Origin of the sequence: Polaromonas sp. 39-63-25 (assembly GCF_002278925.1) — a bacterium.
Lineage (GTDB): Bacteria > Pseudomonadota > Gammaproteobacteria > Burkholderiales > Burkholderiaceae_C > Polaromonas.
The window spans coordinates 309,037-332,197 of the sequence record NZ_NCJH01000006.1; the positions used below are offsets into that span (position 1 = coordinate 309,037).

The following is a 23,161-nucleotide window of genomic DNA, read 5'->3' on the forward strand; positions in this document are numbered from 1 at the left end:
TAGTGCTTGAAATCACTCCAGACCCTAGGTATAGTGTCTTAGCCCCAATACCGATGGATGGATTCAGGTGCCCAACAGCCCCAAGGAAAGCCCGCCACCAAGCCAGCCACAGGCAACGTCAGCCCTTCTTCCTGTCCTGAATCACATCGAACTCACCAACAACAAAGCACAACGAGGAAACCATGCAAACAGCCCAACACGCAGCCCCCACTCCCGCCGGTGTGCCTGCCGCACACCAGTCCCCTGCCAGCAGCGCCCACGCCAGTTCCCTGGCCCACTACCAGATCATCCGCCGCAACGGCGCCGTGGTTCCGTTTGAGCCGAACAAAATCGCCGTGGCGATGATGAAGGCTTTCCTCGCGGTGCACGGCACCCAGGGCGCTGCCTCCGCCAGCGTGCGCGAAACCGTGGACGGCCTGACGCAGGCCGTCATGCGCGCCCTGATGCGCTCACGCCCGGGCGGCGGCACCTTCCATATAGAAGACGTGCAGGACCAGGTCGAGCTCGGCCTGATGCGCGGCGGCCACCACGAGATCGCCCGCGCCTATGTGCTGTACCGCGAAAAGCGCACCCAGGAACGCGCACGCCAGCCGCAGACGCCCGCCACCCAGGCGCCACAGCTGCACGTTCTGGACGGCGGCAAAAAAGTCACCCTGGACATCGGCAAGCTGCAGGCGCTGATTGAAGCCTCCTGCGCCGGCCTGGGCGCCGAGATCAAGCCCGACCCCATCGTGCAGGAAACCATGCGCAACCTGTACGACGGTGTGCCGATCGACGAGGTCTACAAGGCATCCATCCTGGCGGCCCGCACCCTGATCGAAAAAGACCCGGACTACACCTACGCCACCGCGCGCCTGCTGCTGCACACGATACGCCGCGAAGTGCTGGGCGAGGAAGTCACCCAGGAAGACATGGGCACCCGGTACGCGGAGTACTTTCCCCAGTTCATCGCCAAGGGTGTGCAAAACGAACTGCTCGATGAAAGACTGCAGCAGTTTGACCTGGAGCGCCTGGGCGCCGCACTCAAGCCCGAGCGCGACCTGAAATTCGACTACCTCGGCCTGCAGACCCTGTTTGACCGCTACTTCCTGCATGTGCGCAAGCAGCGCATCGAGCTGCCCCAGGCTTTCTTCATGCGTGTGGCCATGGGCCTGTCGCTCGACGAAATCGACCGCGAAGCCCGCGCCATCGAGTTCTACGAAATCATGTCCTCCTTCGACTTCATGTCGAGCACGCCGACTCTGTTCAACGCGGGCACGCTGCGTTCGCAGCTGTCGTCCTGCTACCTGACCACGGTCGCCGACGACCTGGGCGGCATCTACGACGCCATCAAGGAAAACGCGCTGCTGTCGAAGTTCGCCGGCGGGCTGGGCAACGACTGGACACCGGTGCGCGCACTCGGCGCCCACATCAAGGGCACCAACGGGGAGTCGCAAGGCGTCGTTCCTTTCCTCAAAGTGGTCAACGACACCGCCGTGGCGGTCAACCAGGGCGGCAAACGCAAGGGCGCGGTCTGCGCCTACCTGGAAACCTGGCACCTGGACATCGAGGAGTTCCTGGAGTTGCGCAAGAACACCGGCGACGACCGCCGCCGCACGCACGACATGAACACCGCCAACTGGATTCCCGACCTGTTCATGCGCCGCGTGATGGAAAAAGGCAGCTGGACGCTGTTCTCGCCATCGGACACGCCTGACCTGCACGACAAGTTCGGCATCGAGTTCGAAAAAGCCTACACCGCCTACGAAGCCAAGGCCGAGCGCGGCGAAATCAAGCCCGCCCGCAAGCTGCAGGCCATCGACATGTGGCGCAAGATGCTCTCGATGCTGTTCGAGACCGGCCATCCCTGGATCACCTTCAAGGACGCCTGCAATGTGCGTTCGCCGCAGCAGCACGTGGGTGTCGTTCATTCGTCCAACCTGTGCACCGAAATCACGCTCAATACCAGCGACACCGAAACCGCGGTCTGCAACCTCGGTTCGGTGAACCTGGTCCAGCACCTGAAAGACGGCGCCGTCGACCACGACAAGCTCAAGAAGACCATCACCACGGCCATGCGCATGCTGGACAACGTGATCGACATCAATTACTACGCGGTCAAGAAGGCCCGCGACTCCAACATGCGCCACCGTCCCGTCGGCCTGGGCATCATGGGCTTCCAGGACTGCCTGTACGAGCTGCGCATTCCCTACGCCTCGGATGCGGCCGTCGAGTTCGCCGACAAATCCATGGAAGCGGTCTGCTACCACGCCTACTGGGCCTCCACCGAGCTCGCCAAAGAGCGCGGCAAATACACCAGCTACAAGGGCTCGCTCTGGGACCAGGGCATCCTGCCGCTGGACACGCTGGACCTGCTGACCAAACAGCGTGGTGGGTATCTGGAAGTGGATCGCTCGGCCACGCTGGACTGGGACGCGCTGCGCCAGAAAATCGCAGCCGACGGCATGCGCAACTCCAACTGCGTGGCCATCGCACCGACCGCCACCATCTCCAACATCATCGGCGTGGACGCCTGCATCGAGCCCTGCTTCGGCAACCTCTCGGTCAAGTCCAACCTGTCCGGCGAATTCACGGTCATCAACCACTACCTGGTGCGCGACCTCAAGCGCCTGGGTTTGTGGGACGACGTGATGGTGGTGGACCTCAAACACTTTGATGGCTCGCTGCGCCCCATCGACCGCGTGCCGCAGGACATCAAGGCCCTGTACGCCACGGCGTTCGAGGTCGACGCCACCTGGCTGGTCGAGGCCGCGTCACGCCGCCAGAAATGGATTGACCAGGCGCAGTCGCTCAACATCTACATGGCCGGCGCCTCGGGCAAGAAGCTCGACGACACCTACAAGCTCGCATGGCTGCGCGGCCTGAAGACCACCTACTACCTGCGCACCATGAGCGCGACGCATGCAGAAAAGTCCACCGTGAAAGCCGGCAAGATGAATGCGGTCGCTTCCGGCAACACCGATGACACCGGTAGCATGAACGCACTCGATGCGGCAGCAGCCACAGCGCAGGCGCAGATGAATGCGTCACCTGCGACGGACATCAAGTTTTGCGCGATCGACGATCCAGGATGTGAGGCCTGCCAATAAAAAACGGATCACGGCGCTGGAAAAATCCGGTGCCTGATTCGATGTAATTGAGCAACACTAATTCAGAGCGATGTGAATGAACACTTTTCATTTTGTATCGCTGCTTTCATAATCCAACTTATTGGAAACATCTATGTTGACTTGGGACGAAGAAGCTAAACCATCGTTGCAAAAACCTCTTGCCAGCGCCCTTCCTGAAGGCCGCTCGATGGAACTTCCGCCTCTTTCTTTGCAGCCCCATGCTGCAGCCCGCATGCTCGACGACAGCGCCCTGACTTCCTCGGGCGGGCGTGCAGCACCGGCCACCGTGGCACCCACCGCCCATCGCGTCAAAGCCGCCGACAAACGCATCATCAACGGCCAGACCGACGTGAACCAGCTGGTTCCGTTCAAGTACAAATGGGCCTGGGAAAAATACCTGGCCAGCTGCGCCAACCACTGGATGCCGCAGGAAGTGAACATGACGCGCGACATCGCGCTCTGGAAAGACCCGAACGGCCTGACGGAAGACGAGCGCCGCCTGGTCAAGCGCAACCTCGGTTTCTTCGTCACCGCCGACTCGCTGGCCGCCAACAACATCGTGCTGGGCACTTACCGGCACATCACGGCCCCCGAGTGCCGCCAGTTTCTGCTGCGCCAGGCGTTTGAAGAAGCCATTCACACCCACGCCTACCAGTACATCACCGAATCGCTGGGCCTGGACGAAAGCGAGATCTTCAACGCCTACAACGAAGTGCAGTCGATCCGGGACAAGGACCAGTTCCTGATTCCTTTCATCGACGCCATCTCGGACCCCAACTTCAAGACCGGCACCCAGGAAGCGGACCAGACCCTGCTGAAGTCGCTGATCGTTTTTGCCTGCCTGATGGAAGGCCTGTTCTTCTATGTCGGCTTCACGCAGATCCTGGCACTGGGCCGCCAGAACAAGATGACCGGTGCCGCCGAGCAGTACCAGTACATCCTGCGCGACGAGTCCATGCACTGCAACTTCGGCATCGACCTGATCAACCAGCTCAAGCTCGAGAATCCGCTGCTGTGGACCGCCGAGTTCAAGGCCGAGATCAAGGCCCTGTTCATGAAGGCGGTCGAGCTCGAATACCGCTACGCCGAGGACACCATGCCGCGCGGCGTGCTGGGCCTCAACGCCTCCATGTTCAAGGGTTACCTGCGCTACATCGCCAACCGCCGGGCCACGCAGATCGGCCTGGAGACGCTGTTCCCGAACGAGGAAAACCCGTTCCCCTGGATGAGCGAAATGATCGACCTGAAAAAGGAACGCAACTTTTTCGAAACCCGTGTGATCGAGTACCAGTCCGGTGGCGCTCTCTCCTGGGACTGACAGACAAGCCGACACAACAATGATTTCCAGACTTGCATTGACCAGTGACCGCACCTCAGAAGTGCGCGCGTTGGGCTTTGCTCCCGTGTTCGCGGCGCTGGGCCCGGTTCGCCGACAGCCCAACGCCGTGAATCGCTTCGCGTACTCCTAGACGTGAAGTGATCTTTGCAATGTGATCAAGGAGAAAACTATGGCAACTGCGAAAAAAACTGCGGCTAAAAAAGCTGCTCCGAAGAAAGCCCCTGCGAAAAAAGTAGCGGCTAAAAAAGCGCCTGCGAAAAAAGTAGCAGCGAAAAAAGCCCCGGCCAAAAAAGCGCCAGCGAAAAAAGTAGCAGCTAAAAAAGCTCCTGCGAAAAAAGCGCCAGCGAAAAAAGCCCCGGCCAAAAAAGTAGCGGCGAAAAAGCCTGCTGCTAAAAAAGCAGCAGCGAAAAAGCCTGCGGCGAAAAAAGTAGCGAAAAAAGCGCCAGCGAAGAAAGCTGCTGCGAAGAAACCCGCTGCCAAAAAGCCAGCAGCCAAGAAAGCAGCGAAAAAACCCGCTGCGAAGAAAGCCGCGAAAAAACCCGCTGCCAAAGCTCCTGCTGCTCCGGCTGCCCCTGCGGCTCAGACAACTCTGAACCCGCAAGCTGCTTGGCCGTTTCCGACAGCCAGCAAACCGTAAGCAGTAAGGCACTTGGCCTGAAGCCCGACATCGCAAGATGCCGGGCTTTTTTACTTTCAGGGTGTGGTGCGAGGCACCAACTGCACCTTCTTCAGGGCAGTCGGCCCCGTGAGGGCGCCCCAGTTGCTATAAATTCAGTAGCTGATTGCGCCCGCCCGGAAAGGGCTGGAAGCCTTTTTTACTCTTAATCTGCGCTTACAGGCCGGTCTGAGCGGTCGTGAGTGTGTAGTTCTGTCCGCCGCGGAAAGCAATCTTGTGGGCACCGACGCGGTTACCCAGTTCGGCGCAGCGCACCAGCGGCCAGCCTTTTTCGAGGCCGAACAGCAGGGCTCCGCGAAAAGCGTCGCCGCAACCGGTGGGGTCCACGACTTCCGCAGCCACCACAGGCGCGACCAGCGTCTTGTCGCCGTCCACCCAGACCTCGCAACCGTGCGCGCCCAGCGTGACCACCAGGCCCTGCACCCGCTTCGATATCTCGGCGCAGGACAGGCCGGTCCGGTCGCACAGCAGCTTGGCTTCGTAGTCGTTGACCGTGACCCAGCTCGCCAGCTCGACAAAATGGGCCAGGTCCTTGCCGTCAAACATGGGCAGGCCCTGGCCCGGATCGAACACAAAAGGAATGCCGGCGGCCTTGAACTGCTCGGCATGCTGCAGCATGGCGTCGCGTCCGTCCGGCGAGATGATGCCGATGCTGATATCGGCGCGCGGCGCGATTTTGGTCGTGTGCGCCTGGCCCATCGCCCCCGGATGGAAGGCGGTGATCTGGTTGTTGTCGCGGTCCGTCATGATCATGGCTTGGGCGGTATAGGTGTCGCCCACCTCCCGGACAAACTCAGTGCTGATGCCCAAGGTGTTCAGGCGCGCCACATACTCGGCACCATCGGTACCCACAGTCGCCATGGGCAAGGGCGTTCCGCCCAGCTGCTGCAGGCTGTAGGCAATGTTGCCGGCGCAACCGCCAAACTCCCGGCGCAGGGCGGGCACCAGGAAGGACACATTGAGGATATGCAGCTGGTCGGGCAGGATCTGCTCGGCAAAACGGCCCTCAAACGTCATGATGGTGTCAAAGGCCAGGGAACCACAAATTACAGCAGGCATGGAGATCTCGATTAGGGCCTGTTCACACTATTTATACAAGTGCGAACGTGGTGAAAACAGCGCCAATCTAGGCGCGCGACGACGCTCAGCCTGGGCGGCTGGGCTAGGAGTGCAACAACGAGTGGTGCTGTTTTCACCACGTTCCCTCCGGGTTGCGGCCAAAAAGGCCATGCGCAGCGTTGCAAAGCCTTGCCGGGCGCCAGCCCGGCTGCGTTTTGCGCCTCGCGCATGACCTTTTTAACTCGCAACGCATCTTGCATAAATAGTGTGAGCAGGCCCTAGTCAGGGATAAAAAGCAAGGACCCGGTAGCCGGCAATCCGCAGGGGCGCGGAAGGCCGCGCGGAGGGCGGTTGAGACGCGCTGGCGTCGGGTGGGGAATTCAAAACTCTGATGGCAAGCACGCCGGAAAATTCGGCGCCGGCTGCCAGCGTGGGAGCGGTGGCGCCCAGTTCGGCCGGGCTCAGCACACGCCGCAGCTGCGCCTGGTCCTGGGTGTCGGTCAGCGTCAGCTCCAGCGACGGCAGGGCCAACGAAATCGCCCCTGCGTTCCTGATCACCACCTTGAGCCGGTAGGCGTCGGGGGCCAGCTTGTTGAAGGTTGAGCTCTCGATCACCACCGCTTCAATCTGCTGCGGCGGACGGATCTCGCACTGCAGTGAGGCGCACAGCGTGTCCAGGGCGGGACGAAGCCAGGGCTGCGACACGGCCAGCGTATTTCTCTGGAACAGGGCAACCTGCAGCAGCAGGGCGGCCAGCAGCACCGATGCCGCCAATCCCAGCGCCACGCGCAGTGCAGGCCGGCGCCAGAACGCATCGCGCCTGGCATCGCGCACAAACGACACCTCGTGAACAGGGTCGGGGACAGCCGTCTCCGATTCACCGAAGGTACTTTCCGTATAACCCGCTCGCGCTGCGGGTTCCGCCGCTCCGGAAAAGTCCGATGGTTCCGGGCTCACCGAAAAGACAAACACATCGGCGGCGAGGTCTGGCGACGGCAACACCTGGACTTCCGGCACCGATGCAGACACGGCAACCGGTGCGGCCTCTTCCTGCGGCTCGGGATCTGGCCAGGCGACCTCCGGCTCTGCAGAAGGCGCCACCAGCATGGGAGCGACGGACGCCGCGTGACCAGTGCCCTCGTGCATATCGGGCAGCGCGTCCTGCGGGGTGGAAACCGGAGCGTCTGTGGGCGAAGCCGTTGACTGGGGTGCGTAGGGCTGCAGGTTGGCTGCTGCGTCAAAAACTTCGGAGCAGTGCCCGCAGCGCACCCAGCCCTGGGAAATCTTGAGTTGGTCGGCCACGACTTTGAACATCGTGCCGCAGGCGGAACAGCGCGTAATCAGGCTCATTTAGCGCCTTATTGTACGGGGCGTATACGGGGCGGGATGAGGCGCGCGCCCGCTCAGAACCGGGCGGTCATCAGTATCCAGCCGTCTTCCTGGTCCGTCACCTGCAGCTGGCAGTACGGCGCATACGCGGCCTTGAGCTCGTCGGCCTGCCGCTCGAGAATGCCGGCCAGTACCAGCGCGCCACCGGAGGCAACACGCGCGCACAGCAGGGGAGCCAGCACTTTGAGCGGTGTGGCCAGGATGTTGGCCAGCACGGTCTGGTAAATGCCTTCGGCCTTGTCGGGCAGGCCCGTGGTCAGGCTGACATGGTTCGCCTCGGCATTGGCCAGCGTGGACTGCACGGCCGCCTCGTCGATATCGACCGCGTCGATGCTGGAGGCACCGAACTTGGCCGCACCAATGGCGAGAATGCCGGAGCCGCAGCCGTAGTCCAGCACGCGACCCAGCGACTTGCCGGCAGCACCCTGTCCAGCAATCCAGCGCAAACACATGCGCGTGGTCGGGTGCGTGCCCGTGCCAAAAGCCAGTCCCGGGTCCAGGCGGATCACCTGCCGGGCCTGCGCTGGCGGCTCGTGCCAGGTCGGGACAATCCAGAACTCGGGGGTGATCTCCACCGGCGTGAATTGCGACTGCGTCAGCCGCACCCAATCCTGCTCGGGCACGGCCTGAATGGCTACCAACTGGCAGCCGGCAAAAAAGTCCTGCGCGGACAACACAGTTGCTGCGTCACGCGCGCCGGCTTCATCCGAAAAAAGCGACACCACACGCGAACGCTCCCAGCCGGCCTTGGGCGGCGGCATGCCGGGCTCGCCAAACAGGGCCTGCTCGGCCGGCGTCTGTGCATCGGCATCTTCAACCGACACACTGAGTGCGTCGAGCGCATCGAGCGCCTCGCTCAGCGTTTCCACGCTGTCCACCGGGGCCAACAAGATCAATTCAAACATCATTCGTTAGCCAGCAGAAAGTCTCGATCGCATTGTTACCCGCATCTCTTTCAAGCAGGGGCCGCGGATCTGGCTTTGCCAGTCCGCAGGCGCAGCGGCCCCCTCGGGGGGCAGGGAGCCACACGAAGTGGGCGACCGTGGGGGCCATATGTTCACCTGTCACGTTGCGACAACCACTCTTCAAGGTAGTGGATGTTGGTGCCGCCGTCCATGAACTTGGCATCCACCATCAGTTCGCGGTGCAGCGCAATGTTGGTGTTGATGCCCTCGACCACGGTTTCGGCCAGCGCGGTGCGCATGCGGGCCAGCGCCTGCTCGCGGGTATCGCCGTGCACAATGATCTTGCCGACCATCGAGTCGTAATTCGGCGGCACAAAGTAGTTTGTGTAGATGTGCGAGTCCACCCGCACACCCGGTCCGCCCGGCATGTGCCAGGTGGTGATGCGCCCTGGCGACGGCACAAACTTATACGGGTCTTCCGCGTTGATGCGGCATTCGATCGCATGGCCCTTGATTTCGATCTGGCGCTGCGTGAATGGCAGTTTTTCGCCGGCCGCGATCTGGATCTGCGACCGGACGATATCCACGCCGGTGACCCACTCGGTCACCGGGTGCTCGACCTGGACCCGGGTGTTCATCTCGATGAAGTAGAACTCGCCGTTTTCATACAGGAACTCGAAGGTTCCGGCGCCGCGGTAGCCGATCTTCTTGACGGCCGCGACGCAGCGCTCGCCGATGCGCTCGATGATCTTGCGCGGAATGCCCGGGGCCGGCGCCTCTTCAATCACCTTCTGGTGACGGCGTTGCATGGAGCAGTCACGCTCACCGAGCCAGACCGCATTTTTGTGCTGGTCGGCGAGGATCTGGATTTCAATATGGCGCGGGTTCTGCAGGAATTTCTCCATGTAGACCTCGGGGTTGCCAAAGGCAGCGCCCGCTTCGGCCTTGGTGGTCTGCACCGCGTGCAGCAGCGCCGCCTCGGTGTGCACCACCCGCATGCCGCGTCCGCCACCGCCACCGGCGGCCTTGATGATGACGGGGTAGCCGACCTGTTTGGCCGTGCGCTTGATGATCGCCGCATCGTCGGGCAAGGCGCCTTCGGAGCCCGGCACACAGGGCACGCCGGCCTTGATCATGGTCTGCTTGGCCGAGACCTTGTCGCCCATGATGCGTATGGATTCGGGCGTCGGGCCAATGAACTTGAAGCCGCTTTTTTCAACCCGTTCGGCAAAGTCGGCGTTTTCGCTCAGAAAACCGTAGCCGGGGTGAATCGCCTCGGCGTCCGTCACCTCGGCGGCCGAGATGATGGCCGGCATGTTGAGGTAACTCAGCGCCGAAGGGGCCGGGCCGATGCAGACCGACTCGTCGGCCAGCTTGATGTACTTGGCCTCGCGGTCGGCCTCGGAATACACCATCACCGCCTTGACGCCGAGTTCCCGGCAGGCGCGCTGGATGCGGAGCGCAATTTCGCCGCGGTTGGCGATCAGTATCTTTTTGAACATGCGGCGGTCACTCGATCATGAAGAGCGGCTGTCCGTACTCCACCGCCTGACCGTTCTCGCACAGGATGCGGGTGATGGTGCCGGATTTGTCCGCTTCAATCTCGTTGAGGATTTTCATGGCCTCGATGATGCAGATGGTTTCGCCTTCCTTGACCTGGCTGCCCACTTCCACGTAGGCCTTGGCGCCGGGGCTGGACGAGCGGTAAAAGGTGCCGACCATCGGGGACTTGACCGCATGACCGGCCGGCGCGGCGGGTGCCGCGGCCTCGACAGGCGCAGCCGGCACGCCGGCCGCCGGCGCGGCCACCGGTGCGGGCATCATGGCCACGGGAGCCTGCATCACCGTGGGCGCACCGCCCGACTTGACGATACGGACCTTGCCTTCGGCCTCGGTGATTTCCAGTTCGGACACATTGGACTCGGAAACGAGGTCAATCAGTGTCTTGAGTTTTCTTAAATCCATGGTTTCTCCAACGACGGTGGGCACCTCGATGCGGCACCTCTGACATTCATGTTGCCGACGGCGTGACTGGCGGACGCCGGCGCTGCTTTGCGCCTAAATTCCGCTTTTTACACCCTTCGGCGCCTAAAAATCAGCTAATTTTATTAATTCAGGCTATTTTAGCCAGACGCGAAAGGGCGAAGTCTACCGCATAGCGATAACCGGCCGGCCCAAAACCCGCCATCACGGCTTCAGCCACGTCCGAAAAATAGGAGTGGTGGCGAAAGGCTTCGCGCCGGTGGACGTTGGAAAGATGCACCTCCACAAACGGAATGGCCACCCCCGCCAGGGCATCGCGGATCGCCACGCTGGTATGCGTGAAGGCCGCCGGGTTGATGACGATGAACTGCGTGCCGTCGATACGTGCCTGCTGGATGCGGTCAACCAGCGCACCCTCATGGTTGCTCTGAAAAGTTTGCAGCGATGTGCCGCGATCTGCGGCGAATTTGACCAAATCTTCGTTAATTTGATCCAACGTGGTCACCCCGTAGACCTGCGGCTCCCGGGTACCCAGCAGATTCAGGTTGGGCCCATGCAATACCAGTACGCTCATAAACGCTGTCTCCTTCCCGGCCAGCCGCCGGGCAAGACCGAACTTTACCCCATATCGGCCCTGTTTCGGGCCCCTGACAAGGCCCAGCTCAACCCGGCCTCAGGCCAGCTGCACCCATTGGGCCAGATCCTCGGGCGTCACCTTGCCGCTTTTACGGTGCAGCAATTGACCGGACGCCCCAAACACCACGGTGAAGGGCAGCCCGCCGGAGAGGTTGCCCAGCGATTTACTCAGCTCGGTGCCCGAAAAACCGGCCATGCCGACCGGAAAACCCAGGGGTTTGCGCTGCAGCCAGGCCCGCACGGCACTGGGCTGATCCACCGCCAAACCCAGAACTTGCCAGCTTTTAGCCTTGTTTTCCTGATAGAAGCTATCAAGAAGAGGCAACTCCTCGATACACGGCGGACACCAGGTGGCCCAGAAATTGACCAGCAGGGGTTTGCCGGAAAAACTGGCCAGCGCCAGGCTGGCACCGTCGGGCGTGTCAAAGGATTGCGCCCAGAACGGGTCGCGCGTTGCGCCCTCCCCGCTCGCGGCGGCAGGTGCGCCATGCGGCTGAAGCTGCCGCCAGGCCACGCCGGCGCCGGCAAGAGCGGCGGCCGCAGCAGTGCCTCCCAATATCAACTGCCTGCGGTTCATGAATCGGTTTCCTGGTTGGTCATCAGCAATTTTTGCACGTCGGCCAGGTCCCCACGCGGCTTGCGGCCTTTGGCATCGGGCCGCAACGCGCCCCGCAGGTGATCGTGGTCGTACACCATCAGATGCACACCCACCGTTTCCTGCAGCGGTTTGCACAGGCTGCGCACGCTCAGGGCCTCGACGCTGTCGCCGGTAAAACCGGTGACGGTACGGGGTTCGTAATCCACGTCGTGGTCGATCAGCGCAATTTCGGCGGATTTCGGGTCGTCGCAGAAAAGCTGGATATAGATGTCGGACAGCCGCGTGGCCGTACCGTGCCAGACGGCGCCGCCCAGGTAGGGTCGAAACTGCGCCATGCGCTGCATCCAGGTCAGGGCCAGCGCGCGCAGCGCGGCCAGCTCAAACGGCTGGGTATCGGCACAGAACAGCGCGATGTACTCGCGCACCGCGTCCTCGACCTCGTCGTTGCCCGGCAGCTCACTGCGGCCGGGCAGGTCCATCTGCTTGACGGCACGGCGCTTGGCCGGGCCGTACTCCAGGCCTTCTTCCACCACCAGCGCTGCGGCGGTGGCGGCAATTTCATGTTTCAGGGTGTGGGGGTTCACGGTGGGGTTCTCGACGATGTGCCGCCAGCAAATCGGCGGTCGCATCAATGATTCTGCATGGGGTTGACCCGCCCGCCGGCAGTAAAGTTGCATGAAACCGGGAGCGCACCCTCCCGCCGCAATCCCGCAGACCCCGACGCGCTATGAAATAAATAGCTGCCTGCGCACGATCTGTTTGGGCTGCAGCCGTATTTCATTACAAACTTCCGGCCAGCCGCTTGCCTCCTAGAATACTGCATGCACATACATATTCTGGGAATCTGCGGCACCTTCATGGGCGGCCTGGCCGCGCTGGCCCGCGAGGCCGGGCACAAGGTCACAGGTTGCGACACGGGCGTCTACCCGCCCATGAGCGATCAATTGCGCGCGCTGGGGATTGAATTGATTGAAGGTTATGGCGCCGACCAGATGGCCTTCGCGCCCGATGTGTTCGTGGTTGGCAATGTGGTGTCCCGCGCGCATGACGCCAGCGGACAAGCCAGATACCCCCTGATGGAAGCCATCCTGGACGCCGGCGTTCCCTACACCAGCGGTCCACAGTGGCTGTCCGGCCATGTGTTGCACCACCCGACGCACCACCCCACCGGCCCGCGCCATGTGCTGGCTGTTGCGGGCACCCACGGTAAAACCACCACCACGGCCATGCTGGCCTGGATTCTGGAGTGCGCCGGCCTGCAGCCGGGCTTTCTGGTCGGCGGCGTACCGCTGAACTTCGGCGTGTCGGCCCGGCTGGGCACCGGCAACACCTTTGTGATCGAGGCCGACGAATACGACACCGCATTTTTTGACAAGCGCAGCAAGTTCGTCCACTACCGGCCGCGCACCGCCATCCTGAACAATCTGGAGTTCGACCACGCCGACATCTTCGACAACCTGGCGGCGATCGAGCGTCAGTTCCATCACCTGGTGCGCACCGTGCCCGGCACCGGCAGGATTGTTGTCAACGCCCGCGAAGACAGCCTGGCCCGCGTGCTGGCTCAGGGCTGCTGGAGTGAGCGGGTACTTTTCGGCGGCTCCGCGGCGGAAGGCTTCTCGGCCGAGGGGGAACCCGCGGCTTTTGACGTGTTTCGAGACGGCCAAAAAGTCGCGCGTGTTGAATGGGGCATCGGTGGCATGCACAACCAGCTCAATGCGCTGGCCGCCATCGCCGCGGCCGACCATGTGGGTGTGGCGCCACAGGCCGCTGCCGAGGCCTTGCGCAGTTTCGAGAACGTCAGGCGGCGCATGGAGGTACGCGGCACGGTGGCGCGCGCCGGCGGCAACATCACCGTGTACGACGACTTTGCGCACCACCCGACCGCCATCCACACCACCATCGACGGACTGCGCCGCCAGCTGGCCAGCACGGGCGGTGCCCAGCGCATTCTGGCCATCTTCGAGCCGCGCAGCAACACCATGAAGCTGGGCACCATGACAGCGCAACTGCCCTGGAGCCTGGAGCAGGCCGACCTGGCGTTTTGCCATGCCGGCGGACTGGACTGGGACGCCCGGGCCGCGCTGGCGCCCATGGGCGAGCGCGCGCAGGTGGCCGACAACCTCGACCAGCTGCTGGCGCAAGTCAAGGCCGCCGCCCGTCCCGGCGACCATTTGCTGTGCATGAGCAACGGCGGATTTGGCGGCATTCACGCCAGGCTGCTGGAGGCGCTGCAGGCTGGCTGATTTGCTACCTTTTTGATAGCTGTCCGCGCTTTCCCTTCAAGGGCTGCAGGCCAAAATCATCAACAAGTTCAGTAGCTGACTGCCATCGCCGGCACATCGATGTGAATCACCGGTTTGGCCAGCGAGGCGCTGGCTGCACGCGCAAAGGCCTGGGCCCAGGCGGCATCGGCAAACTGCTGCGGGCCGGCGGCCTGGGCCACCACCAGCACCTTGTCGGCCATCAGCAACTTGCCGGTGGGCCGCAGCGGCTCGCAGCCCATCTGGGTGAACTGCTCATCGAGCCACGCCCTGGCCGCATCGTGCGGCATGGGCTGAACCTCATTGAGGTCCATCCGCAGGGGCGGGCTGTTTTTGAAAGTGACGCTGACTTCGCTGTGCATGGGTTTCCTTGGTATCGAATCGGGATTGTCTACCAGCATGAACACCGCCGCCCAGGTAGGCAATCGGCTGAAACCCGAGCCGGCGGCACCCGCAGGTTTATTTGCGGCCCAGTTGCGCCGGCGCCGTCAGGTCATGCTTGCGCACGGGCAGGGTCGGCGGCCCCGCAGGTGCGCCCGGCAGCGCCTGTGCGGGCCCGTTGCGGCTTTTTCCGGGGAGGCTGTCCTCCCCGTCCGTGAAGGCGGCGGCTCCCGCCTTGTCGGGTGTCGTGGTGATCGAGCCGGCGAAATACAGGCTGGCCAGATCCCGCGTCAGCTGGGCCTGCGTCAGCCCGGTGCGCCGCAGCAAGGCGTCAAAGTCCCCTGCTGCCTGCGACAACTCGCGCAACAGGATCAGCTGCGAGTCCCTGATCCAGCGCATGGGCACGGCCGGCGCATGGCGAAAATAAACCGGCTTGCTGCGATAGCGCGCAGGCAACACGTCGCGCTCCGTGCGCTGCGCGTAAATCCAGCGCAAATGAGTCAAGTTGCTGCGCAGAAAATGACTCGGGATGTCGTGCGCCTCCAGGGGGCGCCGGTCCCACAGGGCCAGTTCGAAATCAACCGGGTCGGCCTTGCGCAAAATGCCGATGCGCCACTCATGAAAATCCATCACAGCCAGCAACTGGCCCCTGTGGCTGACGTGGTAGATACCGGGCAGCAACTCGTTCTCGCGCGCGACCAGTTGCCCGCCCAATACAAACTGGGAACGCAAAGGCCGCAACCAGCTCTCGAAATGCCGCAGCACCCCGGACAGGCTGGCAGCCACACCCAGGTCGAAGGTGTGCTTGGGATCAAAATCGTCGGAGGACAGCGGCAGCGAGAAAGCGATCGGGCGGTCGACCTCGTCCAGATCGAGCTGCACGGTGCGCTCGGTGGGCAGGCCGGCCAGAATTTTCAGGGTGTCGGCGGCCACCAGACGGCATTTTTCCCCGCTAACCAGCCAGGCATCGGCCTCTGCAAACGTGCCGACACGCCACACCGCGCCCCCGGGCGGCAACTGGCCGAGCAGCAGATGGAGCCGCTCGCGTTGCTCGGGCGTGAAACCAGCCAGACCCAGAAAGAGAAGGGGTTGCTCGGAAGACATGGTGCTTTCGTGACGACCGGTTCTTCCATGTGACAACCGCTGTCGTGGCATGGGGTGGAAGTGTAACCAGAAGTTCCAAATTTAGCACCAAATTGTTAGCACGCCATCCCCCAATTGGAGGACGCGGCGTCAACGCGCGCGTCGGGCCTTGACGGCGTCGGACAACACATCGAGCAAATTGAGCGAATCCTCCCAACTCAGGCAGGCGTCCGTGATGCTTTTGCCGTATTCCAGGTTTTTGGCATCGTCCTTGCCGGGCGTGAATTTCTGTGCCCCCGGCTGCAGGTGGCTCTCGACCATCAGGCCGAAGACCTGGTGCGAGCCCCCGGCCACCTGGACTGCAATGTCGCGTGCCACGTCGAGCTGTTTCTCATGCTGCTTGGAGCTGTTGGCATGGCTGCAGTCGACCATCAGCGTGGCCGGCAGTTTGGCCGCTTCCAGCTCCTTGCAGGCCGCACCCACGCTGGCCGCATCGTAATTGGGCGTCTTGCCGCCGCGCAGGATCACATGACAGTCCTTGTTCCCGCTGGTCTGCACGATCGCCACCTGGCCGTTCTTGTGCACCGACAGGAAGTGATGGCCGCGCGCGGCCGCCTGGATCGCGTCGGTGGCGATGCGGATGTTGCCGTCGGTGCCGTTCTTGAAGCCGATGGGCGCCGACAGGCCGGACGCCAGTTCGCGGTGCACCTGGCTTTCCGTCGTGCGCGCGCCGATGGCGCCCCAGGCGATCAGGTCACCGATGTACTGCGGCGAGATCACGTCCAGGAACTCGCTGCCGGCCGGCAGGCCCAGGCGGTTGATGTCGATCAGCAGCTGGCGCGCGATGCGCAGGCCTTCGTCGATGCGGTAGGTTTCATCCAGGTAAGGGTCGTTGATCAGGCCCTTCCAGCCTACCGTGGTGCGCGGTTTTTCGAAATACACACGCATCACGATCTCCAGCGTGCCGGCGTATTTCCTGCGCTGCTCGGCCAGGCGGCGCGCATAGTCCAGCGCCGCCGCCGGATCGTGGATGGAACACGGGCCGATCACCACCAGCAGGCGGTCGTCCTTGCCGGCCATGATGTTGTGGATGTTCTTGCGTGTCTGGGTGATCAGCGACTCCACAGGGGTGCCGCTGATCGGGAAGAAGCGGATCAAATGCTCGGGCGGGGGTAACACAGTGATGTCCTTGATGCGTTCGTCGTCGGTCTGACTGGTTTTGTCGACAGGACTCGCATACCAGGCATCGCTGGCTTGGTTGGCTTTGGCATTCATGGCTGGCTTCCTTTTAGAACGTTCAACAATCAATTCGGCAAATAGCACGGGCAAAAAAAAACCGCCGGAGGTCCGGCGGTTTTCAAGAATCTGTTGCGTCTTTTTCTGCTTACGCGAGGATCTCTCTACCGCCGGAGGCGCTTGAGAACCAAAAGTAAGCAAAATAAGATTTCGCGGAGGTCATGGGTGGAATGTAGCACAAGCCGCAGCGCGGGCGAAACGACTCTTCACCAGCCGGGGCCGCGGGTCCGGCTTTGCCGGCCCGCAGGCGCAGCGGCCCCCTCGGGGGGCAGGGAGCGACACGCAGTGGGCGACCGTGGGGGCAAACATCCTCAGCCGCGCAGGCGTTCCCACCAGGTTCTGGCCCGCTCCACCCGCGCCTCGTCGAGCGCCGCCGAGCCGGACTCGCCTGCTTCCCGGCCGCTGAGCTGTTCATACATGTCGATCAGCAGCATGCCTTCGCCCAGCGTCCGCCATCCGACCAGTTCGAAGTCCTCAAAACGGATGGTTTGCGGCGGCGGCGTGCCGGGCTTGTCCTGGGGACTGGCGGACAGCAGCCACTGGCCAATCAGCACGCGAAAATTGTTCAGCGCAGCCAGGTAGGCCGCATATTCATAGAGGCCCCGCCAGGCCGGCGAGAGGCCAATCACCAGTGCACGATGCTCGCGCAGAATGGTCATCAGGTCCATCAGCGGCACGGCCAGCGCCTGCAGATCGGGTTCGCGCTTCAGGCCTGACAGCACGGCTTCGATGCCCACCGCCAGGCCGCCCATGCCGTCGGCCAATTGCAGCGACTCCTCGTCGGCCATCGCCGACCGCAGGAAATGGCTGAGTTCGCCAAAACTCTGGATGCTGGGAAGCAGCGTGGTCGGGTCAATCGGCAGGCGTGAGTTGGGTCCCTCGCTCATGGTTTACCTCGGCGTCAGGCAGTGCCGCCCACGGTCAGGCCGTCGATGCGCAGCGTGGGCTGGCCGACGCCCACCGGCACGCTCTGGCCTTCCTTGCCGCAGGTGCCGACGCCGCTGTCGAGCTGCATGTCGTTGCCCATCATGGTGACGCGGGTCAGCGCATCCGGGCCGTTGCCGACAATCGTCGCGCCCTTGACCGGATACAGGATCTTGCCGTTTTCGACCCAGAAGGCTTCGCTCGCCGAGAACACGAATTTGCCCGAGGTGATGTCGACCTGGCCGCCACCGAAGTTGGTGGCGTACAGGCCCTTCTTGATGCTGGCGACAATTTCTTCCGGCGCCTTGTCGCCGCCCAGCATGTAGGTGTTGGTCATGCGCGGCATGGGCACATGGGCATAACTTTCGCGGCGGCCGTTGCCGGTGGGCTTGACGCCGGACAGGCGCGCATTGAGCGAGTCCTGGATGTAGCCCTTGAGGATGCCGTCCTCGATCAGCACGTTGCGCTGGCTGGCATGGCCCTCGTCATCGACGTTGAGCGAGCCGCGCCGGTCGGCAATCGTGCCGTCGTCCAGCACGGTGACGCCCTTGGCGGCCACACGCTGGCCGATACGGCCGGAAAACGCGCTCGAGCCCTTGCGGTTGAAGTCGCCCTCCAGCCCGTGGCCAATTGCCTCGTGCAGCAGGATGCCGGGCCAGCCGGGGCCAAGCACCACGGTCATTTCGCCGGCCGGCGCGGGACGCGCCTCGAGGTTGGACAGGGCAGCGGTCACCGCGTCGTTGACGTATTCGTTGATCTGGGCCTCGTCGAAATAAGCCAGGCCGAAACGCCCGCCGCCGCCGCCCGAACCCATCTCACGGCGGCTCACGCCAGCTACCTTTTTCTCGGCAATCACCGTCACCGACAGGCGCACCAGCGGCCGCACGTCAGCGGCCAGCGTGCCGTCGGCGCGCGCGACCATCACCACGTCGTATTCGCTGGCCAGGCCGGCCATGACCTGCACGATGCGCGGGTCTTTGGCCTTGGCGAGTTTTTCCACACGCTCGAGCAGCTTGACCTTGGCCGTACTGTCCAGCGTCGCGATCGGGTCCATGTCCCGGTACAGCGAGCGCCCCGGCGCGACCTTGCGCACCGGCACCTTGACGCGGCCGGCGCGGGTGGCCGCCGAGATGGTGCGCACGGTGCGCGCCGCGTCGAGCAGCGAGGCCTCGGAGATGTCGTCGGAGTAGGCAAACGCGGTTTTCTCGCCGCTGACCGCGCGTACGCCCACGCCCTGGTCGATGCTGAAGGAGCCGGTCTTGACGATGCCTTCTTCCAGGCTCCAGCCTTCGCTGCGCGTGTACTGGAAATACAGGTCGGCGTCATCCACGCCGTGCGAGGTGATTTCCCCCAGGGCCCGGCTCAAATGGGCCTCGGTGAGCCCGAAAGGCGCCAGCAGCAGCTTTTGCGCAATCGCCAGCCGCTCCGACGTGGCGTCGGTGCTGGGACGGGCGGCGCGTGCGCCGTTAAAAGCTGGCTTGCGGGCAGAGGCCGGCGAGGATTTGAGTGAGGTCATGCGGTCATTGTAGGCAGTCTGACCCGGCCCCGCCCCTGCAAGGCTTCTGCCGGCCGGGACGGGAAGACGCCCAAAACACCGGCCACTTCAGGCGGTGATCAGCCGCTCAGGTCGCTGGTCGCCGCACCCGGTCCGTTGGTTTTGCACGATTCGATGCCGTTGTCGCGCGCGGCGGCGCTGGCGTACATCTGGCTCTGGCCGATCACCTGGTTGTTGCCGGCGCGCAGGGTGAAGTAGGGCGACCCGTCCTTGCCGTCCAGGCGCATATACCTGGCGTCGTCCGCGGCATTTTTCTTGACCGATTCAATGCCTGCGAGGGCGCTGGCCTTGGCGTCGTACATCTCGCTGGCCAGAATGGTCTGCCCATTGCCCGCCAGCAAGGAGAAGAAATACTGGTCGTTTTTGGATTTCTTGAGTTCGAATTTACCGGCCATGGTGATGCTCCTTCAGCTGAAAGCAGGGTTGAATCAACGGGAGTACTGCTTGTACTCCGCTGCCGGCCTGCGCGCAACCGGTATCGGGTGACACCGTGCAACAAGCGGGCTGCTACCGGTCCTGAAGGTATTTGAAAATGGCCGCGTCATCGAGCGCAGCCAGCCCGGCCTGATGCGCGTCCGCAAACACCTGGCTGGCGCGTGCGCCGAGTGGCCCCTCGAAACCGGCGGCCCGGGCCGCTTCCACAGCCAGGCGGGTGTCTTTTTCAAGCAGCGTCACATGCGCGCGCGGCGCATAGTCGCCGGCGATGGCGCGGCGCATGCGGTCGGAGCCTATCCAGCTCTGGCCGCTGGACTGCTCGATGACCTCCAGGGTCCGCCCCGGGTCCAGGCCCAGGCGCGCGGCCAGGGCCAGCACCTCGGCCGCCCCGACCAGGTTGATGCCGGCCAGCAGGTTGTTGACGAGCTTGGTGCGGGCACCGTCACCGGGGTGGTCGCTGATGCGAAAGACCTTGCCTGAGAGCGCCTGCAGCAAGTCTGCCTGCTGTTCGTACACGGCCGGTGCGCAAGCCACCATGAGGCTCATGGAGCCATCACGCGCCCGCGCCGGACCGCCCGACATGGGCGCGTCCACCGTGTGCACACCCAGCGTCGCCAGCCGGCCGGCAACAGCCTCGACATCCTGCGGCGAGATCGTCGGGCACAGGATCACGGTGTGCCCCGGCTGCAGCATGCGCGCCAGGCCGTCCGGGCCGAACAACACGGCGTCGGTCTGCGCGGCATCCACCACACAAACGATGAACGCTACTGAATTGATAGCTGCCTGCGCAGGTACAGCAAGGGCTGAAGCCCCTTTTTCTTCCAAATTGGCGACTTTGACAGGATCGATGTCGCAGACCTGCACGGCCCAGCCCCGGGAGAGGAGATTGGCCGCCATGGCGCCACCCATGTTGCCGATACCGATGATGGAAACCGTCTTGGGGGACAGGGGCATGCTCACCTTAACTCGACGCCTCATCGGCTTGATCGAGGAGCATAGTTTGGGGTGTCGGCGTCCCCGCAGTCCTTCGCCTTGTCGATCCCCGCTTTGCGGGGCCCCTCGCCAGGAGGCTCATGACTGCACCAGCCTCTTGGCCTTGGAGATCGACATCAGGATGCCCACCGCCAGCCCCAGCGTCACCATGGCCGTGCCGCCGTAGCTGATGAAGGGCAAAGGCACGCCGACCACCGGCAGGATGCCGCTGACCATGCCCATGTTGACGAAGGCGTAGGTGAAAAAGATCATGGTGACCGCACCGGCAAGCAGGCGGGCGAACAGCGTGGGCGCCTCCAGCGCAATGATCAGGCCGCGAAAGATCAGGAAAATGAAGCCGGCGATCAGGGCCAGGTTGCCGACCAGCCCGAACTCCTCGGAGTAGGCGGCAAAAATGAAGTCGGTGGTGCGTTCGGGGATGAACTCCAGGTGGGTCTGCGTGCCCTGCATGAAACCCTTGCCGAACATCCCGCCGGAGCCGATGGCAATCATGCCCTGGATGATGTGAAAGCCCTTGCCCAGCGGGTCCCGCGTCGGGTCGAGCAACGTGCAGATGCGCTGCTGCTGGTAGTCGTGCAGCACCGGCCAGCGCACACCGTCGGCGCACAGCTGCGGCTCGAACCAGACCACCAGGACAATGCCGGCCAACCCGAGCAGCACCGGCGGCGCAATCAGCTTCCAGCTCAACCCGGCAAAAAAGATCACCGCCAGGCCAGCCGCCAGCACCAGCAGCGAGGTGCCCAGGTCGGGTTGCTTCATGATCAGGCCCACCGGCACCACCAGCAACAGGCAGGCAACCAGGTAGTCGAGCGGACGCAGTTGCCCTTCGCGTTTCTGGAACCACCAGGCCAGCATCAGCGGCATGGCGATTTTCAGGATCTCGCTGGGCTGGATCACGATGCCCAGGTTGATCCAGCGTTTGGCGCCCTTTTTGGTGATGCCAAAAATCGCCACGGCCACCAGCAGAGCCACGCCCAGCACATACAGGGGCACGGCAAACGCCATCAGGCGCTGCGGCGGGATCTGCGCCACGACAAACATGATGCCCCCGGCAATCAGCATGTTGCGGCCGTGGTCCAGGAAACGGGTGCCGTGGTCAAAGCCGGACGAATACATGATCATCAGACCGGCGCTGGCCAGCAGGAAAACGGCAAACGCCAACGGGCCGTCGAAGCCCTGGAACATCGGGGCGGCGCGCTGGAAAATGGAAGGTTTGTCGAAAACGGCGGACATGAGGAGGGATTATCTGCCAGCTGGTGCTGGCGGCGTTGTCGAATTCAAGTTAACCCGGCATCACGCTGCGCCGGTGGACCGCTGTAGACAGTAGGCGCAACTCCCCACTCCCTCCCCCCGCCCCTTCCTCGCCCCGCTGGGCGATGGCGGGGAGCTTCATTTGGCCGCGTGTGCTGCACCCGCGTGCAAACTTGACAGTCTGTTGAATCCGACATGACGCGCTGCGCGCGTCATGTCTCCCCGCACCCGATCCCGCATTTGTCCCCCCACCCGTCGGGCTGGGCCGAGGAGCACAGCCGAAAGCGGATCAGGGCGAGCGATTGTCTGAGCGAAGCGAGTTCGAGCTCGACCCCGATTTCGGCGAGCACCGCAGGTTGCCCGTAGCGAAGCGAAGGGACCCAGACCATCGGGTCGCCTTCTCTTTGCTTACTTTCTCTTGGCGACGCAAGAGAAAGTGAGTCGCCCGCCGGGGCGAGACCCGCGCCAACGCAGGAGGAAAAGGCGGCTTCGACAGGCTCAGCCCGAACGGTGCCTCGAAACGCTACTAATTCAATAGCTGCTTGCGCTTATGGGAAAAGGGCTGCAGCCACTTTTCATCCAGACAGTCCACGACAACCGGCCGCCACAAAGGGACGCAAAGGAACACAGAGGGATTTACCATAGCCCCATGCCCACCACCCACCTCCTCTACCTCCACGGCTTCCGCTCCTCCCCCCAGTCCGCCAAAGCCCGGCAGGTCGCAGCGTGGATGCAAGGCCACCACCCCGGAGTGGTGTGGTGGTGCCCGCAACTGCCGCCTTCACCGCGGGAAGCAATGGAAAAGCTGCGCCAGGGCATCGCCGGCTGGCCCCGTGACACCATGGCAGTGATGGGTTCGTCGCTGGGCGGTTTTTATGCGACGCATGTGGCCGAAACCTGCACCTGCAAGGCCGTGTTGCTCAACCCGGCGGTGAATCCGGCGCGCGATCTGGCGAAGTACATCGGCGAACAGACCGCCTGGCACGACCCGAACGAACACTTTTTCTTCGAGCCGCGGTTTGTCGACGAACTGCGCGCGCTGGCCCAGGGACCCGTCGCGCGACCGGAAAACTATTTTGCGGTGATCGCCAAGGGCGATGAGGTGCTGGACTGGCGCGAAATGACCGGCCGCTACCCGGGCGCGCACATCCGGCTGCTCGAAGGCGGCGACCACGCCATCAGCGACTTCGAGCGCCACCTGCCGGAGGTGATGGACTTCCTGGAACTTGCCTGAGGCCGGCCCGGGGCGGCTGATTACACTAGCCAGTACCGCAGCTCGGACGTAGC

General features: G+C 63.3%; 21 protein-coding genes. 5 read left to right on the plus strand and 16 right to left on the minus strand.

Annotated elements, in window-relative coordinates:
• Positions 1 to 182 precede the first annotated feature (182 nt).
• From B7X65_RS07980 to B7X65_RS07990, 3 genes are all read left to right on the plus strand, one after another.
• Complete coding sequence (locus tag B7X65_RS07980; RefSeq protein ID WP_293593756.1) at positions 183 to 3,089, plus strand: ribonucleoside-diphosphate reductase subunit alpha; 2,907 nt, start codon at positions 183 to 185, stop codon at positions 3,087 to 3,089.
• A 133-nt stretch (positions 3,090 to 3,222) separates the two neighbouring features.
• Positions 3,223 to 4,428, plus strand: coding sequence for a ribonucleotide-diphosphate reductase subunit beta (locus B7X65_RS07985; RefSeq protein WP_293593757.1), 1,206 nt, complete (start codon positions 3,223 to 3,225; stop codon positions 4,426 to 4,428).
• Positions 4,429 to 4,618: 190 nt separating this feature from the next.
• Positions 4,619 to 5,086, plus strand: coding sequence for a histone H1-like DNA-binding protein (locus B7X65_RS07990; RefSeq protein WP_096664495.1), 468 nt, complete (start codon positions 4,619 to 4,621; stop codon positions 5,084 to 5,086).
• Positions 5,087 to 5,281: 195 nt separating this feature from the next.
• Here B7X65_RS07990 and B7X65_RS07995 read toward each other — a convergent pair whose 3' ends face one another.
• The 8 genes from B7X65_RS07995 to B7X65_RS08030 all read right to left on the minus strand — a co-directional run bounded on the left by B7X65_RS07995 (position 5,282) and on the right by B7X65_RS08030 (position 12,324).
• Positions 5,282 to 6,184 (minus strand): carbohydrate kinase family protein, encoded by a 903-nt coding sequence (locus B7X65_RS07995; protein WP_293593758.1) that lies wholly within the window; start codon positions 6,182 to 6,184, stop codon positions 5,282 to 5,284.
• Positions 6,185 to 6,466: 282 nt separating this feature from the next.
• A complete protein-coding gene (locus B7X65_RS08000) occupies positions 6,467 to 7,534 on the minus strand; it encodes a DUF3426 domain-containing protein (protein ID WP_293593759.1) in 1,068 nt (355 codons plus the stop codon).
• 53 nt (positions 7,535 to 7,587) lie between these two features.
• Positions 7,588 to 8,478, minus strand: a complete 891-nt coding sequence (gene prmA / locus B7X65_RS08005) for a 50S ribosomal protein L11 methyltransferase (protein WP_293593760.1) — start codon at positions 8,476 to 8,478, stop codon at positions 7,588 to 7,590.
• Between the two features lie 152 nt (positions 8,479 to 8,630).
• Positions 8,631 to 9,980, minus strand: coding sequence for an acetyl-CoA carboxylase biotin carboxylase subunit (gene accC, locus B7X65_RS08010; protein WP_293593761.1), 1,350 nt, complete (start codon positions 9,978 to 9,980; stop codon positions 8,631 to 8,633).
• 7 nt (positions 9,981 to 9,987) lie between these two features.
• Entirely contained in the window at positions 9,988 to 10,443 is a 456-nt protein-coding gene (accB, locus tag B7X65_RS08015; protein WP_293593762.1) for an acetyl-CoA carboxylase biotin carboxyl carrier protein, read from the minus strand.
• Positions 10,444 to 10,591: 148 nt separating this feature from the next.
• A complete protein-coding gene (gene aroQ, locus B7X65_RS08020) occupies positions 10,592 to 11,035 on the minus strand; it encodes a type II 3-dehydroquinate dehydratase (protein ID WP_293593763.1) in 444 nt (147 codons plus the stop codon).
• A 99-nt stretch (positions 11,036 to 11,134) separates the two neighbouring features.
• Complete coding sequence (locus B7X65_RS08025) at positions 11,135 to 11,674, minus strand: TlpA disulfide reductase family protein (protein ID WP_293593764.1); 540 nt, start codon at positions 11,672 to 11,674, stop codon at positions 11,135 to 11,137.
• Positions 11,671 to 12,324, minus strand: coding sequence for a hypothetical protein (locus tag B7X65_RS08030; RefSeq protein ID WP_293593765.1), 654 nt, complete (start codon positions 12,322 to 12,324; stop codon positions 11,671 to 11,673). The genes B7X65_RS08025 and B7X65_RS08030 overlap by 4 nt, the downstream gene beginning before the upstream one ends.
• Positions 12,325 to 12,516: 192 nt before the next feature.
• Between B7X65_RS08030 and mpl the strand changes: the two genes are divergently transcribed.
• Positions 12,517 to 13,938: a UDP-N-acetylmuramate:L-alanyl-gamma-D-glutamyl-meso-diaminopimelate ligase gene (mpl, locus tag B7X65_RS08035; protein ID WP_293593766.1), complete on the plus strand. Its 1,422-nt coding sequence runs from the start codon at positions 12,517 to 12,519 to the stop codon at positions 13,936 to 13,938.
• Between the two features lie 68 nt (positions 13,939 to 14,006).
• Here the strand turns inward: mpl and B7X65_RS08040 are convergent, their stop codons facing one another.
• From B7X65_RS08040 to rodA, 8 genes are all read right to left on the minus strand, one after another.
• Complete coding sequence (locus B7X65_RS08040) at positions 14,007 to 14,318, minus strand: hypothetical protein (RefSeq protein WP_293593767.1); 312 nt, start codon at positions 14,316 to 14,318, stop codon at positions 14,007 to 14,009.
• 97 nt (positions 14,319 to 14,415) lie between these two features.
• Entirely contained in the window at positions 14,416 to 15,441 is a 1,026-nt protein-coding gene (locus B7X65_RS08045) for a hypothetical protein (RefSeq protein ID WP_293593768.1), read from the minus strand.
• A 129-nt stretch (positions 15,442 to 15,570) separates the two neighbouring features.
• The gene (locus B7X65_RS08050) at positions 15,571 to 16,695 is read right to left on the minus strand and encodes a 3-deoxy-7-phosphoheptulonate synthase (protein WP_293593769.1); all 1,125 of its coding nucleotides are present in this window, start codon (positions 16,693 to 16,695) and stop codon (positions 15,571 to 15,573) included.
• A 332-nt stretch (positions 16,696 to 17,027) separates the two neighbouring features.
• Positions 17,028 to 17,603, minus strand: coding sequence for a hypothetical protein (locus B7X65_RS08055; protein ID WP_293593770.1), 576 nt, complete (start codon positions 17,601 to 17,603; stop codon positions 17,028 to 17,030).
• A gap of 14 nt (positions 17,604 to 17,617) precedes the next feature.
• The gene (tldD, locus tag B7X65_RS08060) at positions 17,618 to 19,156 is read right to left on the minus strand and encodes a metalloprotease TldD (RefSeq protein ID WP_293593771.1); all 1,539 of its coding nucleotides are present in this window, start codon (positions 19,154 to 19,156) and stop codon (positions 17,618 to 17,620) included.
• Positions 19,157 to 19,254: 98 nt separating this feature from the next.
• Positions 19,255 to 19,590: a YegP family protein gene (locus B7X65_RS08065; protein ID WP_293593772.1), complete on the minus strand. Its 336-nt coding sequence runs from the start codon at positions 19,588 to 19,590 to the stop codon at positions 19,255 to 19,257.
• 112 nt (positions 19,591 to 19,702) lie between these two features.
• The gene (locus B7X65_RS08070) at positions 19,703 to 20,584 is read right to left on the minus strand and encodes an NAD(P)-dependent oxidoreductase (protein WP_293593773.1); all 882 of its coding nucleotides are present in this window, start codon (positions 20,582 to 20,584) and stop codon (positions 19,703 to 19,705) included.
• A 117-nt stretch (positions 20,585 to 20,701) separates the two neighbouring features.
• Positions 20,702 to 21,856: a rod shape-determining protein RodA gene (gene rodA / locus B7X65_RS08075; protein WP_293593774.1), complete on the minus strand. Its 1,155-nt coding sequence runs from the start codon at positions 21,854 to 21,856 to the stop codon at positions 20,702 to 20,704.
• A 667-nt stretch (positions 21,857 to 22,523) separates the two neighbouring features.
• Here rodA and B7X65_RS08080 point away from each other — a divergent pair.
• The gene (locus B7X65_RS08080; protein ID WP_293593775.1) at positions 22,524 to 23,108 is read left to right on the plus strand and encodes a YqiA/YcfP family alpha/beta fold hydrolase; all 585 of its coding nucleotides are present in this window, start codon (positions 22,524 to 22,526) and stop codon (positions 23,106 to 23,108) included.
• Positions 23,109 to 23,161 lie beyond the last annotated feature (53 nt).